The organism is Chryseobacterium sp. CBTAP 102 (assembly GCF_003201365.1).
Taxonomy (GTDB): Bacteria; Bacteroidota; Bacteroidia; order Flavobacteriales; family Weeksellaceae; genus Chryseobacterium; species Chryseobacterium candidae.
Genome location: NZ_QICX01000001.1, coordinates 1 through 15,371 on the forward strand (window position 1 = coordinate 1; position 15,371 = coordinate 15,371).

Genomic DNA, 15,371 nt, shown 5'->3' on the forward strand with positions numbered 1-15,371 from the left:
CGTTGATTGTATTGCTGGTAAGTTGCTCCTCAGCATTGCTTACTTCCTCTTCCAATCAACTGTAAAATATTACGAATTATTTTTGACAAAAACACCAACTATTTTTGACCACATTACCAAAAATATAATGGAATTAAGTGAAAATACTTACTGCTAAATTAAGTGTTTATACGGATGTGTACGTATGGTTTTATTCGGATCTTTGTATTGTTAGCAAGATAGTTTTAAACATTTTCAAATAAGTTGAAAAAAGATTATAACCAAGACGACTTAAATTTCCAGACAAGAGAAAAGGCAGCCAATGGCTGCCTTTTGTTTATTATTTTGATTCTTTTATATCTTTAAAAGTTCAATTGTTCTTTCCGGACTTTCAGCTGAGAAAACAGCATTTCCTGCAACAAGAACATCAGCTCCGGCTTCAAATAATTTGGAAGCATTGTCAAGATTTACTCCTCCGTCTACCTCGATAAGTGCTGTAGAGTTGTTGCTTAAGATCAGATCTTTTGTTTCTGCTATCTTTTTATAAGTATTCTCAATAAATTTCTGACCTCCAAAACCAGGATTTACACTCATTAATAATACAAGATCAACATCAGCAATAATGTCTTCAAGCATTAATACAGGAGTAGAAGGATTTAAAACAACACCTGCTTTTGCTCCCTTACTCTGAATGTGGTGGATGGTTCTGTGAAGGTGAGTACATGCCTCATAATGTACAGAAACAAGATCAGCACCATGATTGATGAATTCATCAACATATTTTTCAGGTTCTACGATCATCAGGTGAACATCTACAAATTTTTTAGCATGCTGCTGAACGGTTTTCATTACCGGAAACCCAAAAGAAATGTTAGGAACAAATCTTCCGTCCATGACATCAATGTGAAACCAGTCAGCCTGAGAATTGTTCAGCATTTCAATGTCTCTTTGCAGATTCCCAAAGTCTGCCGATAAAAGGGATGGAGCAATAAGCTTCGTTTTCATTTTTACTTTTTATACTTTTACTTAGATTTCTTTCTTTAAAATGGATTAACAACCAAAAAATAATACAGGGAAATACATCCGAATATAATAGCTTCTACGATTGTTAATCTGATATGATTAATTTTAATAACTAATAATCTGTCAATTATAAATAATCCTAAAGGTACAAAACTGACAATTAACAACATCTCAAGGATCATGTTATATGCAGACCCTATTTTGGGAGGATAAAATATTTTATATACAGCTAAAAAGATGATATAGCTAAAAAAGACAGCAGTTAAAACTGATATAAAAGTTGGTTTTCGGATTAGATGATAAAAGATGTTTTTCATTTTTATTAATGATACTTCAGTTTCATTTCCGGCTTGATCTTAAGAACCGTTTCATAGATAAGTTTAATCACATTACCTACATCTTCTTTAGATACCATTTCTACTGTAGTATGCATATAACGCAAAGGTAAGGAAATTAAAGCACTTGGTACTCCGCCGTTAGAATGGGCAAAAGCATCTGTGTCAGTTCCGGTAGCTCGGCTGGCGGCAGCTCTTTGGAAAGGTATTTTCTTGGTCTTCGCAGTATCAATAATTAACTCTCTGATGGTATGATGAACACTTGGTGCAAAAAATACGACCGGTCCGGCACCACATTTCTGATCTCCTTCTTTTTTCTTTTCAATCATCGGAGTGGTAGTATCATGGGTAACGTCAGTTACGATAGCAATATTCGGTTTGATGGTGTCAGCAATCATATCCGCGCCGTATAAACCTACTTCTTCCTGCACAGAGTTTGTAATATAAAGTCCGAATGGGATAGATTTCTTATTTTCCTTTAAAAGTCTGGCAACTTCAGCAATCATGAAACCACCGATTCTGTTGTCCAAAGCTCTGCAGACAAAATATCTGTCGTTCATTTCAAAGAATTCATCCGGGTAAGTAATCATACATCCTACAAAGATTCCCATTTCTTCTACTTCCTTTTTAGAAGTAGCGCCACAGTCTATAAAGATATTTTCGATTTTTGGAGTAGGTTCATTTTGATTGGTCCTTGTGTGAATAGCCGGCCATCCGAATACTCCTTTTACAATTCCGTTTTCACCGTGAATATGAACAACTTTTGAAGGAGCAATCGTCTGGTCAGAACCTCCGTTTCTGATCACGTAGATCAATCCGTCATCCGTAATATAATTGACGTACCATGAGATTTCATCAGCATGTGCTTCAATTACTACTTTAAATTCAGCTTCAGGATTGATGATCCCATAGCAGGTTCCATAATGATCTACTTCTACTTTGTCTACATAAGGTCTGATGTAGTCCATCCAGACTTCCTGTCCTTTATGTTCGTAACCGGTTGGTGATGAAGTGTTTAAATATTTCTCTAAAAAATTCAAAGATTTCTTTTCAAATTTCATAAAAAGGAATGATTTTTGCGTTTAATTTTCGTTGTTATAAGTGTAAAAATAATGAATTTTAGTAAGACTATCTGCCTTTTTATTCTCTTTTTTGGAGTCAATGTTTTTGGCCAGAAGGATGGTATTGTCGCAAAACCGCTTAATCAGTACCCGCCTGAATCCCTGAAAGTGGATGAGTTTGGTAATAAATATTATTATGACGAACAGCAGAAGATTAAGGTGTATGAAATCAATGGTGAGCCTGTAGTCGTTTTAGATGAGTTGGTTTTAGTAAATAAACCACGATTTAATAACCAGCTGGATAAGAATTACTATTACTTCCTGAATAAAAAGCTGTACAGAGTTTATCCTTTGTTTGTTACTGCACTCCAGCAGTACAGAGATATCCAGAAAGATATGAATGACATGGACAGTAAAGCCAAAAGAAAATTTGTAAGAGAAAGACAAAATATGCTTGCTGACCAATATGAAAAACAATTAAGAGATCTTACGACTACCGAAGGGCAGGTTTTTGCAAAGCTGATGAATAGGGCAACCGGTAAAAATGTATTTGAAATTATCAAGGAATTAAGAGGTGGATGGAGTGCTTTCTGGTGGAATGTAAAAGGAAAAATGGCTGATATTGATCTGAAAGAACGCTATAATCCTCATACTAACAGAAGTGATGAATTTATAGAATCATTATTGCAATCCAACTGGAACTCAGGTTATCTGCAGCCTTATTCAGGAGCCAATGATTTTAAAGTAAAGAAATAATATAAATTCCTGTAAGAACACTTACAGGAATTTTTCTTTTAGTTTATCGAATACAATCTTATCTATTGGAAGAGGGAAGGGATTATCTGGTCTGTCTATATCAATCCATTCTGTTTTTTCGATGCAGGGGTCCAAAATAATGAAATCTTCCTCGTTAACAATATCTACTATATAATATATGGTAAGAAGCTGCTCATTCTCTCTGAAACGGGATACAAGAAAGTTTTCCTGAGTATAAAGATGTTCCAGAACATTGATCTTCACGTTAAGTTCTTCATCAAACTCACGATGCAGGCATTCCAGTACGCCTTCACCGAATTCTAATCCACCCCCCGGAAATTTCATTAAAGGTTCGCCGGCATATTCCTCAAATAAAGTCAGAACTTGTTTATCTTTTACTGCACACGCATACACTCTAATGTTGATCTTATCTATCATATATATAATGTATAATATTTGTATAGCTAATGTAAGAAATTTTGTTGAGAAAAAGCTGGAAGTGCGAAGCCGGAAGTTTTAACACTATTCATTCTTAATAAAGTGGAAGTACCATATATTATATATATTGTTATTTTTAAATAAAAAATCAAATTAATTAAGCAGCGGGCTGTAAACACCCAACATCCAACTTCCATCCTCCATCCTATAATTTGATAGCATTAATCATCTCTCTCTTTCCAGGAGGTCCCTGCTTTTTCTCAACCTGGAAATTCAGTTCCTGAAGGATTCTTCTCACACTGCCTTTAGAAGAGTAGGTAGTTAATAATCCGTTAATGGCCATTTTGTCAGAAACCATTTCAAATAATGGCTTTTCCCAAAGATCTGGCTGTACTCTGGCTCCAAAACAGTCAAAGTAAACAAGGTTTATTTTTGGCAGATCAATGTCTTTCAGATCGAAAAAATCACATTCTATCTTTTTTAAATTGAATCCACTAATGATTTCTACTGACTTTTCCCAATCTGCCAGATGAATTTTCTGATAAATATTTTTAAACTCTGGGTTATCGAAAAGTTCAAAGTAAGCCAAATCCTTAACTTCGGATTCATTTATGGGGTATTTTTCCAGCGAAAAATAATTGATGACATGATTTTTGTCAGTTTTTAAATATTCATTAATTGTTACCAAAACATTCAAACCTGTTCCAAAACCGAGTTCTAAAATATTAATTTCGTAATCATTTACTAAATTAAGTCCATTTTTGATAAACACGTGTTCGGCTTCCTGCAGGGCTCCATGATGAGAATGATAGTTCTCATTTAAATCATTGATAAACAATGTTTTGCTACCGTCGTTAGTGGTCTTTATTTCTCTTTTCAAGCTATTTTTTTGTCAAATTTACTCTAAAATTTTTATATTTAGAAAATTATGTTAAATTTGTAGAACATCGTAAAAATTTTAAAAAATGATAATTCAAAAAACTGAAAACTCCAGAATTTCTACATTTGACCCTAACAATTTTTCATTTGGTGGTACTTTCATTGATCATATGATCATTTGTGAGTATGAAAACGGAAAATGGGGTGATGTAAAATTAGTTCCTTACGGTCCGATTCCATTTACACCTGCCATGATGGGAGTAAATTATGGACAAGCTTGTTTTGAAGGTATGAAAGCCTATAAAGACAAAGACGGGCAGGTTTTCCTTTTCAGGCCTGAAAAGAATTTTGAACGTATCAACAAGTCAGCGAAGCGTCTTGCTATGCCGGAAGTGACTGAAGAAATGTTTTTAGACGGATTGAAAGCTTTGGTAGATATTGACAGAGAGTGGATTCCACAGGGGGAAGGAATGTCACTTTATATCAGACCTTTGATTTTTGCCACTGAGGAAGCTTTGAAAGCAAGAGTATCTAATAAATATATGTTTGCCATTGTTGCAACACCTGCAAAGAGCTATTATTCTGAGCCGGTATCTGTGAAAATTTCTGATCACTATTCAAGAGCGGCAAACGGAGGTGTAGGTTCTGCAAAAGCTGCAGGTAACTATGCGGCTTCTTTCTATCCAACACAGTTGGCGATTGAAGAAGGGTATGAGCAAATCATCTGGACTGATGATGCTACTCACGAATATTTCGAAGAGAGTGGTACAATGAATGTGTTTGTAAGAATTAACGATACAATTTATACCCCTCCGACATCTGAGAAAATCCTTGACGGAGTAACAAGAGACAGCTTCATTCAGTTAGCTAAGAAAAGAGGTATCGAAGTAAAAGTAGAACCAATTCCTGTGAAAACAGTAATTGAAGCTTTAAAGAAAGGTGAGCTTAAAGAAGTATGGGGAGTAGGTACAGCAGTAGTAACCACTCAGTTCCATGCATTAGGATATCAGGGAGAAAAACTTGAACTTCCAAGATTATCTGATGATGAAAGCTATGCGGCTCTTCTTAAGAAAGATTTGGTAGACTTGCAGACCAACTTGTCTGAAGATCCGTTCGGATGGAGAGTGATGGTAGATCACGTATTGGAAACAGTGTAATACTATTGATATAACGATATGAAAGCCGGGTTTTCCCGGCTTTTTCGTATTGAAGTATTCACATAAAATTTACAAAGCGTTTTAGCGGAGATCAATACATTACAACATTTACATATTTGTGTGTCAAGTTTTGTAATTGATTCGCGAAATGTGTATTTTCGCAAAAGTTTATGAAAAAAATAATCTTCATATCAGCCATAAGCCTGTTGAGCTGCAACAGAAATGCACAGACGGCCCATCCTCCTGTAGGTGGTGTTTTGAGCCAGAAAGATCTGGATGTTTCTAAGAACAGGATGAAAAATCTTAACATTATAGAACGTGGGCAGATTCAGGATTGGATCAGCGGCCAGTCTGTAAAGTATTATCCAACACAGCTTAATTATTGGGTAACAGTAGAAGGTTATGATCAAAGGGAAAGAAGGAAAGATGAAACTACAATTTCCTATTCTTATGATCTGTATGATTTTGATCAGACTAAAATCTATGATCAGCCTTTTGAAAGAAGAGATGCCAGATTCGGGCACTTTGATGAACTGAGAGCAGTGGAGAACGCTTTGCGTTTTATACATGATGGAGAGGAAGTAACACTTTTGGTGCCGTCTTCTTTGGCCTACGGAACTTACGGAGACGAAAAGAAAATAGACAACGATATTCCATTAATCATAAAATTAAAAGCTTTATAAATATATGAAATTGTTTAACAAGAATATAATTCTGGCAGCGGCAAGTATTTCGCTGATGAGTTGTACCCCAATTTATAAAAAAATGAACGTAGACAAAGAAACTTACGAAGGTCTTAATGACGGACTTTATGCCAATCTTCAAACTACAAAAGGTAACTTAATTGTAAAGTTTGAGGACAAGAAAGCACCAGTAACTGTAGCCAACTTTATCGGTCTTGCAGAAGGGAAAATCGACAACAAAGCCAAGGCTAAAGGAGTTCCTTACTATGACGGAACTATTTTCCACAGAGTAATCAAAGATTTTATGATCCAGGGAGGTGATCCTCAGGGAACTGGAATGGGAGATCCCGGATATAAATTCGAGGATGAGAAAAACGATCTTAAGCATACAGGAAAAGGTATTCTTTCTATGGCGAACTCTGGACCCAATACCAACGGTTCTCAATTCTTCATTACTGAAGTAGCTACACCTTGGTTAGACGGAAGACACACGATCTTCGGAAAAGTGGTAAAAGGAAATGATGTGATTGATGCGATTGCCAACGTTGAGAAAGGAGCTCAGGATAAACCTAAAACTGATATCGTTTTAGAAAAAGTTTCTGTTTTCAGCAAAGGTGACGAGTACAAGCACTACGATGCGGCTAAAACTTTCAATGAAGGAAAAGCTAAAATTGCAGAAAACAATAAAGCTTTTATCGCTAAAGAAGAAGCTGAAAAGAAGAAAAGAGAAGAAGAATTCAAAGCTAACCAGGAGAAATTGGTGGAAAACCTAAAAGCTGGTATGCAAAAAACTGAATCAGGTCTTTACTATAAAATTACAAAAACAGCTGACGGAAAAGCTCCTAAAGCGGGTGATAACGTATCTGTACATTATGCAGGTAAATTGGTAGACGGAACTGAATTCGATTCTTCATTCAAGAGAAACGAGCCAATCGAAATTCCAATCGGAATGGGAAGAGTAATCAAAGGATGGGATGAAGGTATCCTTTTATTGAAAGAAGGTGAAACTGCTACATTATTGATCCCGCCTGCAATGGCTTACGGCGAAAGAGGAGCAGGAGGAGTGATCCCGCCAAACTCCTGGTTAGTTTTCGATGTTGAGCTTGTAAAAGTAAAATAATTGAATCTTCAGCATAGTATCAAAAGCCGTCCGAAAGGATGGCTTTTTTTATTGGACTTAAATACATTCTGTAACGATTGGCGTACAGATTACGACCCATTAACTATCTGGAAAGGCTAATTGTTTTTCTGATACAAATTAATCTTAAAACTCGTAACAATCAAAAAAATGAAAACCAAATCGCTTCTGTTTCTGTTCGTTCTGCTGTCGTCTATGACTTTTTCGCAGACTAAGGCAAATCCTGATGACGCTGCGATAAAAAAGTCGCTTACCTATTTTATAAACGGTATTCAATCTAAACAGATAGATCAGGCAGTAAGCTGTATATATCCAAAGTACTTCACTATAGTTTCAAAAGAACAAATGACGCAGATTTTGAATATGACCTATAACAATCCATTCATGAAAATTGAAGTACAGGATCTGAAGTTTGGAAATATTGAAAAACCTGAACTCATTACCGGTGAATATTTTTCTATTACCCATTATTTTTTGAAACTGAAATGTAATGTAAGTTCATTAAACGATGAAATAAAAAAGAAAATGAACAGTGCTTTAACAGCTAAATATGGTGCAAATAATGTTAAATATCTGGCCAATGAAGGTTCGTATCTCATCAATGCCAATATGAAGGCCTGTGCAGTTTCAAAAGATAAAAAAGCATGGAAATTTGTGATTCTTGAAAAGCAATATAAGAAAGAACTTTTGAACGTTTTACCGAAGAAAATTCTGGATAAATTCTAAAGGGGTTAAGCATTAGCTTTATAGTTGAGATTATATGGCTTGAAAAAGCAGTTTTTTTGTTTTGTAAATACCGTAGAAATACGGATTTCGGCAAGGCTTTATTACTTCTATCTTTATCATGCAATTAAAAGAACAAAATACAAGAATATGTTTGACCTGAACTATACTCAGATAAAGAACGAAATAGAATCTGAAGTGTGTAAAGAACACGGTATGCATCCTGAATTTGCAAAAACAGACGAAGCCTTTGGAATAAAAGCCCTCTGCTAAACTTTCAGAGAAGAGCCTGTTGAAAAAGGTTGAAGAAGAAATCAGAAATCAGGAAAATCCTTGAAGAAATAAGAAAGGATCTGTTTAAAGAATAAGTTTTTACGATGTTAAGATAACTTTGTTATCGGAAGCTGCTCCGGAAGGAGTAGCTTTTTTTGTTAGGAATTACTGGATTCTTATTTATAATACTAAATGAGGTAAGACTGTAAACAAAAACCGCCCCCAAAAAAGGACGGTTTTCTCAGTAAAATAAATTGAAAAGTTATATGTTCTGCTATCTTTTCTTCATACGCGTTCCCGCTAAAGAACTGATGAATACAAGGCCAAACCCGATATAAGCGGCAAATGCCGTCAGGTATATAATTAAGCTGTTAAAGCTTGGTTTTAAGGCGTATACCAACACTGAAAATGCAGCAAAACTCAACACCAGCATTAGGCTCCATATATGCAATTTTGCAGCATCTTCATTTCTCTTAAAAATCATTTCAAAAAAGTCTCTCATCATTACTAACATTTTAAGGGTTATACATTAATTTATAGTATAAAGGCACACTCATCACGGTAAAAAGAATAAATTCCTTTACTGGGCTAAGGTTCACGATGACTTTGCCATTTATTTATATCATAACACCGGGCACAAAGTCCGGGATATTTTTGTTTTTTCGAATCAATAAAGATTCTTGGTTATTGTGATACCAGTTAGATACGGGGTGCAAAACTGCTGTGAAAAACTAACGGGGGTTAGCTAATCACGGACCCGTATCTTTTACGGCATCGTAGAAAAAAAAGGATCATATACTAGATATGAATTTGAATCGGTGGAAAAACTGAAAATCCACAGAAAACCTTTTTTTTCATCCTTAGTGTTTTTTTTAAATTTTTTTCACAAAATCATATGCCAATATCATGCCAAAGTTCTGTTTTTGCGATTAACACTTTGTTTCACGGGATTGATGAGGTCAGTATTGAAGCATGTTTTCATCTATTATTTCCTTAAACAAAGAAAAATTTTCTATTTTTAAACTTGAATGATCTGAAGTGAAGAAAATATTACGGTGAGATTATATTTTTATGTAACTTAAAATATTTGTAGAATAATGAAAAAATAAATGAGGAAGATTTAAAAGATCATTTAATAGGTAATTACTGATTGTGAAATAATATCACGCAGATTTTAGAGTAGTTTTTTATTTGAAAGATCACAGCTTTTTAAACAAGTTGGTTCTATGTTTTGGTTAAAGCAGGTGGTAGATTTCTATAAAGATCAACAGGCTTCCTTCGTGTAAGCTGAGGATTATAGTCAGTTCCTATTGAATTTGTGTTATTCGTGAAATCATTGGTGTAATTTGTGTTTAATTTTAATAACCACAAATACCACCAATATTTTTCCACAAATTTCACTAATGGAATAATGTGAAATTCATTGATTAAAAAATAAATTCCGTTCCTATTGAATTAAAGAGTGATATAATATTATAATAAGAAAACCGCCTTTACAGACGGTTTCATATTTTACCAGTTTTTATCAATCATATAAATAATCTGGGTCAAAGCAGTGGCTCCCAGTAAAAGTTCTCTTCGGTTCACCTTTTCGAAAGTATCTTCTTCCGTGTGATGAATATCGAAATATCGCTGCGAATCCGGCATTAGCTCGGCTGCCGGAATTCCCATATCGTGAAGCGGATAAAGATCTGTTCCTGAAAATCGCTCTTCAAAATTGTAAACTCCGTAGGGAAGGAATAAATTCGACCAGCTTTTGATCTGATTTCTTTTCGCATCATCCATATCCAGGGCAATTCCTCTCGGTGCAAAACCTCCGGCATCTGTTTCTATCGCAAAGAGATGTTTTTCGTTTTTCTCTTTTACTGTTTTTCCATATTGAATACCGCCTTTTACTCCGTTTTCTTCATTGGCGAAACAGACCACTCTGATGGTATGGTTATTCTGAATGCCTAACTTTTTAAAGGTTCTCAAAACTTCAATGCTTTGTACAATTCCGGCTCCGTCATCATGAGCACCTTCACCAACATCCCAGGAATCAAGGTGGCCACCAACAACAATCACACTCTGATCCTTTTTACCCGTAATTTCCCCAATCACAGAATGGGATAGTTTTTCTCCTTTCATTCCACAGTTGGAGTTAAGTTTTGCCGTAACTTTCTGGCTTTTCAGTAAGGTCTCCAGTTCATCTGCGGTCGTACTTCCGATGGCTATCGCAGGTATTTTGGAAACTTTCTCTTCATAGCGCATTGCTCCGGTGTGAGGCACGTCATCAAAAGCAGAAGACAAAGATCTTACGATGGCAAATTTTCCTCCTTTTTTAGCGGTTAACGAAGCTGCTGTTGTTCTGTATTTTGAAGCATCACCATAGGCTTTGAAAGTCTCTACAAATGACTGGCTGAAAGGGTAGTTGAAGAATACTATTTTATCTTTCACTTTTTCAGCAGGAAGTCTGTCATATTCTTCCATAGATTTCACCATGATGATTTCTCCGGAAACATCTTTTCCGCCGGTTCCTTCAGAATTCCCAAGGGAAAGCATTTTAAGGCTTTTCCATTTTCCACTGGAGGTTTGAATGTTCAGAGATTCTTTTCCTCTTTCCCATACCGGAATCATGACTTCCTGAAGCCATACTTTATCAGCTCCGGCATCACGAAGTTTCTGTTCTGCCCATTTAACAGATTTTTCATAGGCCTCGGATCCGCTTAAGCGGTGGCCTATATTTTTTGTAAGCTCTTTCAGCTCTGTATATCCTTTTCCGTTGTTCAGAATTTCTGTAGAAATTTTTCTGAACTGGACAGAATCTTCTTTAGACTGGCCAAAAGCAACCATTCCAAAAAGCAATAATGAAGTTCCTAGTATCTTTTTCATTGTTTACCAATTTTTATCAATCATATAAATAAGTTGTGTCATCACCGCAGAACCTAATAGTAATTCTCTTCGGTTCACTTTTTCAAAAGTATCCTGTTCGGTATGGTGGCCGTTAAAATAGCGATCTTTTGATCTGGTTTAATTGAGGTTCATTCATTTTCGTATACATTCCACGTGGAGAAAAACCTCCGGCATCAGATTCAGGGCGAAAATATGTTTCTCTTTCAGCTCATGGTAACCTTTTCCGTTGTTCAGGATTTCTGTTGAGATTTTTCTGAACTGGATATAATCTTCTTTAGTCTGGTCAAAAACAGCCATTCCGAAAAATAATAATGCCGTTCCTGCTATCTTTTTCATTGTTACCAGTTTTTATCAACCATAAAAATCATCTGTGTGATGGCGACTGCTCCGAGAAGAAGCTCCCTTTTATTTACTTTGTCAAAAGTATCCTGTTCGGAGTGGTGATAATCAAAATACCTCTGTGTGTCCACGACAATTTCTGCTAAAGGAATATCCAGTTTTTTTAAAGGTGAAATATCCTGAATGGCTTCTGTCTGGTCGAAATCATAAACCCCATAAGGAAGAAAATATTCTTTCCAGGGATACACCAGTCTTCTTCTCTGAGGTGACATGTCCAAAGAGAAACCTCGTGGAGAATATCCTCCCGCATCAGTCCCTAAGGCAAATACATGTTTTTCGTCTTTCTTTTTTACATAAGCAGCATACATCTCACGGCCTTGTCCTCCGTTTTCACTGTTGGCGTACAGAACGACACGGATAGTGTGGTTGTTTTCATATCCAAGCGCTTTCAGTGTCCTTAATACTTCGATGCACTGCACAACTCCTGTTCCGTCATCCACTGCACCTTCGCCAACGTCCCAAGAATCAAGCTGAGCACCTAAAACAATTACTTTAGAATCTTTTTTACCCTGAATTTCAGCAATGATATTGGGGTTTGTAGTATCACCTTTTGATTCGGCGGTCATGTTGATTTTAGCCGTAACTTTTTGCTTCTTTAATGTCTTCTCCAACTCATCTGCAGATCTTACACCAATTGATAAAGCCGGAATTTTAACTTTATCATCAGGTTCGTAGTAAATCATCTTGGCATGAGGAGTATCATCATTGGCTGTTGTCAGTGATCTTATGATTAATGCTTTTGCACCTGTTTTAGCAATTACTGAAGCGGAAATTAGTTTTGATTTTGCGGCCTGTAAATAGGAATCACTTGTATTAATAATTTTCGGATCCATAGGAACATTCACAAAAACTATTTTATCTTTTAACTGGCCTATTGACATGGCATTCAGCTCTGATGTGGAATTGATTAAAACGATTTCGCCCACAAGATCTTTTCCGCCTGTTCCTTCAGAATTTCCGAAAGAAAGCATTCTGATGCTTTTCCAATCTCCATTTCCGGATTTGATTTGTAAAGATTCTTTTCCTCTGATCCAGACTGGTGCTTTGGCTTCCTGTCTCCAGATCATATTAATCCCAATTTCTTTAAACTTTTTTTCTGCCCATTCTACGGCTTTTGCATATCCGGGAGTTGCACTGAAACGTGGGCCTATGCCTTTGGTAAGTTCCCCGAGATTATCATAAGCAGTGCCGTTGGTCATAATTTCATCTGAAATTTTTCGGAATTCATCATGATAGTTAAATCTGGCAATATTCCCTTTTTTTGCCGGGTTTTTTTGTGGTTTTTTTTGAGAAAATAAAAATCCACTCAAAAAGAGTGGAAGTATAATGAATATTTTTTTCATTTATTATTTACTTATCTTTTCCGTTGATAAAAGTAGGGAAAAAATAGGAATTTATTAAGGTTTCATATCGTACATTAAAAGAGCTGTAATTAATTTTGGCTCAATAAATGTACATTTTGGAGGCATGCTTAATTTCAGGTCTGAAATTTTAATCATATCATTAAAACTTACAGGATAAATTCCGAAACCAACCTTACCTTCACCATTGTCTACTTTTTCTTTTAAAAGATTGATTCCATTAATGTTTGATGTTCCTTTTACGTAAGAGATGAGTTCAGAGCTGTCCGGATCTTCAATTTTCAGAATATTTTTGAAAATATACTTATCTAAAAGATGGTGATCCAGATTGTCCAGAGACATTTCTTTGGAACGAAGATCGTGCTTCACGTGAAGAGAATAGAACTTCCCATCCATATACATTGAAATATGGAATTTTTGAGAAGGGTAGTATGATGCTTCTCCTTTTTCGTGAATCAGGAAATATTTCTCAAGTTCTTTCAGGAAATCTGCCGGAGAAATACCATTCAGATCATGTAAGATTCTGTTGTAATCATGAATCTTTATCGACTGGTTGGAAACAATGAAACTATATACAAAGTTGTAAAGCTCTGTACCATTATGTTTTTTGTTTTTCTCCTTATGATGTTTGGCATTCATTGCTGTAGAACCAATTCTATGGTGTCCGTCAGCAATATAAAATGAATCAATCTGATCAATAACTTCTTTAAACTGCTGTAGCTTCAGACGATTGTCTATTCTCCAGATTTTATGTCTGATCCCCATAGAATCCACATGATTGAAGATAGGAACATTTTTTTCCTCATGGTTCATCAGCAATTCAATTTTTGAATTGGCAGGGTAGGTAAGAAGTACAGGTTCTGCCTGCAGGTTTACTTTTTCAAGGTAGTGAGCCAGTTTTTCCTTTTTCTGAGGGATGGTACTTTCATGTCTTTTGATTTTTCCATTCCAGAAATCTTCAATACTTGCCAACCCCAGAAGTCCTCTGAACATCTGTTTGTTGGGGTAGATCTGCTCATAAAGATAGTAAGACGAATTGTCCTGGACCAATTTCTTTTCTTCCAGAAGTTCTTCAAAGGTAGAACGGATCTTTCGAAGGTTTCGGTCAATATCTTTGGATTTACTTACAACATAAGGTTTAATCATATTGATGTAAGTATTTTCAACTTGAGCCTTCTCTGCGATCTCTTCCTGGGTGAAATTATCCAGTGGATGGGTAGGGAAAGTACTCTCAAAGTCTCTATGAGGTCTTATTCCACGGAAAGGTTTAAAAACAGGCATATTTATCTTATAGTTTCTTTTTGTAGCTTAATAATTTGTTCTGCAAGTTCGATACCGATTTTCTCTTGCGCATCTACTGTATTGCCTCCTACATGAGGTGAAAGTGATAATGCAGGGTTCATCAGCAGCGGTAGTTCAGGGTTCGGTTCATTTTCAAAAACATCCAATGCTGCTCCTGCTACTTTTCCTGATTCGATATAATCGATAAGGGTCACTTCATTGATGACACCTCCTCTTGCAGTATTTACAATATAGACACCATCTTTCATTGTTTCAAACTGAGGGGTATCTATAATATACTCATTCGTTTTCGGCGTATTGATACTGATGAAATCCGCCTCTTTAAGGAATGCATCCATATCATTGGTGGAGGTGATTTCAAAGTTCACAGACTGTCCGTCGAAGAAGTTCAGCGTAAGAACTTCTGTTTTCGGGCTTCTGGTCAGAACGGTTACTTTCATTCCCAAAGCAATTCCTATTTTTACAACTTCCTGGCCAATACTTCCAAAACCGATAACTCCTAATGTTTTTCCTGAAAGTTCATAGGCATTGCTGAATGACTTTTTCATGGCGTTGAAGTGAGTTTCTCCTTCCAGAGGCATCAGTCTGTTAGATTCGTGAAGGAATCTCGCCAGTGAAATAAAGTGGCCAAAAACCAGTTCTGCCACTGATTTTGAAGATGCTGTAGGCGTATTGATTACTTTGATACCTTTACTTTTGGCATATTCTACATCAATATTATCCATTCCGATACCGCCTCTTCCGATAATTTTAAGGCCGGGACACGCATCCATCAGATCCTGTCTTACTTTCGTTGCACTTCTTACCAGAAGAACATCCACATTATTATCGTTGATAAAATTAATAACGTGATCCTGAGCCACTCTATTGTCGAGAATTTCAATTCCTGCCTCTTTTAGAGTATTTTCTCCTGCTTTTGAAATTCCGTCGTTTGCTAAAACTTTCATGAGTATGTTATTGATGTTAGATTGA

The 15,371-nt window shown here is 36.0% G+C and carries 16 protein-coding genes; 6 read left to right on the plus strand and 10 right to left on the minus strand.

Annotation, left to right across the window (positions count from 1 at the left end; translation table 11 throughout):
• Window positions 1-333: 333 nt before the first annotated feature.
• Both rpe and C8D70_RS00010 read right to left on the minus strand, forming a co-directional pair.
• Entirely contained in the window at window positions 334-984 is a 651-nt protein-coding gene (gene rpe / locus C8D70_RS00005; protein ID WP_034698534.1) for a ribulose-phosphate 3-epimerase, read from the minus strand.
• A gap of 340 nt (window positions 985-1,324) precedes the next feature.
• Window positions 1,325-2,398 carry a M42 family peptidase gene (locus C8D70_RS00010; protein WP_110365977.1) on the minus strand — a complete coding sequence of 358 codons (1,074 nt, stop codon included), beginning with the start codon at window positions 2,396-2,398 and terminating at the stop codon, window positions 1,325-1,327.
• A 51-nt stretch (window positions 2,399-2,449) separates the two neighbouring features.
• Between C8D70_RS00010 and C8D70_RS00015 the strand changes: the two genes are divergently transcribed.
• Complete coding sequence (locus tag C8D70_RS00015) at window positions 2,450-3,154, plus strand: DUF4294 domain-containing protein (RefSeq protein ID WP_076594461.1); 705 nt, start codon at window positions 2,450-2,452, stop codon at window positions 3,152-3,154.
• 21 nt (window positions 3,155-3,175) lie between these two features.
• On the opposite strand, the gene C8D70_RS00020 is transcribed toward C8D70_RS00015, so the two are convergent.
• Both C8D70_RS00020 and mnmD read right to left on the minus strand, forming a co-directional pair.
• A complete protein-coding gene (locus C8D70_RS00020) occupies window positions 3,176-3,592 on the minus strand; it encodes an NUDIX domain-containing protein (protein ID WP_110365978.1) in 417 nt (138 codons plus the stop codon).
• 205 nt (window positions 3,593-3,797) lie between these two features.
• Window positions 3,798-4,472 (minus strand): tRNA (5-methylaminomethyl-2-thiouridine)(34)-methyltransferase MnmD, encoded by a 675-nt coding sequence (gene mnmD, locus C8D70_RS00025; RefSeq protein ID WP_110365979.1) that lies wholly within the window; start codon window positions 4,470-4,472, stop codon window positions 3,798-3,800.
• 85 nt (window positions 4,473-4,557) lie between these two features.
• Between mnmD and C8D70_RS00030 the strand changes: the two genes are divergently transcribed.
• The 5 genes from C8D70_RS00030 to C8D70_RS21150 all read left to right on the plus strand — a co-directional run bounded on the left by C8D70_RS00030 (window position 4,558) and on the right by C8D70_RS21150 (window position 8,445).
• Window positions 4,558-5,628, plus strand: a complete 1,071-nt coding sequence (locus C8D70_RS00030) for a branched-chain amino acid aminotransferase (RefSeq protein ID WP_110365980.1) — start codon at window positions 4,558-4,560, stop codon at window positions 5,626-5,628.
• A gap of 170 nt (window positions 5,629-5,798) precedes the next feature.
• Window positions 5,799-6,311: an FKBP-type peptidyl-prolyl cis-trans isomerase gene (locus C8D70_RS00035; RefSeq protein ID WP_110365981.1), complete on the plus strand. Its 513-nt coding sequence runs from the start codon at window positions 5,799-5,801 to the stop codon at window positions 6,309-6,311.
• Between the two features lie 82 nt (window positions 6,312-6,393).
• Window positions 6,394-7,431 (plus strand): peptidylprolyl isomerase, encoded by a 1,038-nt coding sequence (locus C8D70_RS00040; protein WP_228402413.1) that lies wholly within the window; start codon window positions 6,394-6,396, stop codon window positions 7,429-7,431.
• 168 nt (window positions 7,432-7,599) lie between these two features.
• Window positions 7,600-8,175 carry a hypothetical protein gene (locus tag C8D70_RS00045; protein ID WP_110365982.1) on the plus strand — a complete coding sequence of 192 codons (576 nt, stop codon included), beginning with the start codon at window positions 7,600-7,602 and terminating at the stop codon, window positions 8,173-8,175.
• 147 nt (window positions 8,176-8,322) lie between these two features.
• Entirely contained in the window at window positions 8,323-8,445 is a 123-nt protein-coding gene (locus tag C8D70_RS21150; RefSeq protein WP_262484556.1) for a hypothetical protein, read from the plus strand.
• Between the two features lie 274 nt (window positions 8,446-8,719).
• Here C8D70_RS21150 and C8D70_RS00055 read toward each other — a convergent pair whose 3' ends face one another.
• The 6 genes from C8D70_RS00055 to C8D70_RS00080 form a co-directional block, all read right to left on the minus strand.
• Entirely contained in the window at window positions 8,720-8,950 is a 231-nt protein-coding gene (locus C8D70_RS00055; protein ID WP_136521593.1) for a hypothetical protein, read from the minus strand.
• A 1,007-nt stretch (window positions 8,951-9,957) separates the two neighbouring features.
• Window positions 9,958-11,316 carry a M20/M25/M40 family metallo-hydrolase gene (locus tag C8D70_RS00060; protein ID WP_110365983.1) on the minus strand — a complete coding sequence of 453 codons (1,359 nt, stop codon included), beginning with the start codon at window positions 11,314-11,316 and terminating at the stop codon, window positions 9,958-9,960.
• Window positions 11,317-11,469: 153 nt separating this feature from the next.
• Window positions 11,470-11,673: a hypothetical protein gene (locus C8D70_RS20675; protein WP_076594469.1), complete on the minus strand. Its 204-nt coding sequence runs from the start codon at window positions 11,671-11,673 to the stop codon at window positions 11,470-11,472.
• Between the two features lie 2 nt (window positions 11,674-11,675).
• Window positions 11,676-13,079, minus strand: coding sequence for a M28 family peptidase (locus C8D70_RS00070; RefSeq protein WP_110365984.1), 1,404 nt, complete (start codon window positions 13,077-13,079; stop codon window positions 11,676-11,678).
• Between the two features lie 54 nt (window positions 13,080-13,133).
• Entirely contained in the window at window positions 13,134-14,378 is a 1,245-nt protein-coding gene (locus tag C8D70_RS00075; RefSeq protein WP_076594470.1) for a DUF1015 domain-containing protein, read from the minus strand.
• A 2-nt stretch (window positions 14,379-14,380) separates the two neighbouring features.
• Entirely contained in the window at window positions 14,381-15,346 is a 966-nt protein-coding gene (locus tag C8D70_RS00080) for a D-2-hydroxyacid dehydrogenase (protein ID WP_110365985.1), read from the minus strand.
• Window positions 15,347-15,371: the final 25 nt, after the last annotated feature.

What these genes read in the sequence shown, in the direction of transcription:
- C8D70_RS21150 (WP_262484556.1), top strand. Translation starts at nt 8,323, where the DNA reads ATGTTTGACCTGAACTATACTCAGATAAAGAACGAAATAGAATCTGAA.
- C8D70_RS20675 (WP_076594469.1), bottom strand. Translation starts at nt 11,673, where the DNA reads ATGAAAAAGATAGCAGGAACGGCATTATTATTTTTCGGAATGGCTGTT.
- C8D70_RS00055 (WP_136521593.1), bottom strand. Translation starts at nt 8,950, where the DNA reads ATGATGAGAGACTTTTTTGAAATGATTTTTAAGAGAAATGAAGATGCT.
- rpe (WP_034698534.1), bottom strand. Translation starts at nt 984, where the DNA reads ATGAAAACGAAGCTTATTGCTCCATCCCTTTTATCGGCAGACTTTGGG.
- C8D70_RS00045 (WP_110365982.1), top strand. Translation starts at nt 7,600, where the DNA reads ATGAAAACCAAATCGCTTCTGTTTCTGTTCGTTCTGCTGTCGTCTATG.
- C8D70_RS00070 (WP_110365984.1), bottom strand. Translation starts at nt 13,079, where the DNA reads ATGAAAAAAATATTCATTATACTTCCACTCTTTTTGAGTGGATTTTTA.
- C8D70_RS00060 (WP_110365983.1), bottom strand. Translation starts at nt 11,316, where the DNA reads ATGAAAAAGATACTAGGAACTTCATTATTGCTTTTTGGAATGGTTGCT.
- C8D70_RS00075 (WP_076594470.1), bottom strand. Translation starts at nt 14,378, where the DNA reads ATGCCTGTTTTTAAACCTTTCCGTGGAATAAGACCTCATAGAGACTTT.
- C8D70_RS00040 (WP_228402413.1), top strand. Translation starts at nt 6,394, where the DNA reads ATGAACGTAGACAAAGAAACTTACGAAGGTCTTAATGACGGACTTTAT.
- C8D70_RS00020 (WP_110365978.1), bottom strand. Translation starts at nt 3,592, where the DNA reads ATGATAGATAAGATCAACATTAGAGTGTATGCGTGTGCAGTAAAAGAT.
- C8D70_RS00030 (WP_110365980.1), top strand. Translation starts at nt 4,558, where the DNA reads ATGATAATTCAAAAAACTGAAAACTCCAGAATTTCTACATTTGACCCT.
- C8D70_RS00015 (WP_076594461.1), top strand. Translation starts at nt 2,450, where the DNA reads ATGAATTTTAGTAAGACTATCTGCCTTTTTATTCTCTTTTTTGGAGTC.
- C8D70_RS00010 (WP_110365977.1), bottom strand. Translation starts at nt 2,398, where the DNA reads ATGAAATTTGAAAAGAAATCTTTGAATTTTTTAGAGAAATATTTAAAC.
- C8D70_RS00080 (WP_110365985.1), bottom strand. Translation starts at nt 15,346, where the DNA reads ATGAAAGTTTTAGCAAACGACGGAATTTCAAAAGCAGGAGAAAATACT.
- C8D70_RS00035 (WP_110365981.1), top strand. Translation starts at nt 5,799, where the DNA reads ATGAAAAAAATAATCTTCATATCAGCCATAAGCCTGTTGAGCTGCAAC.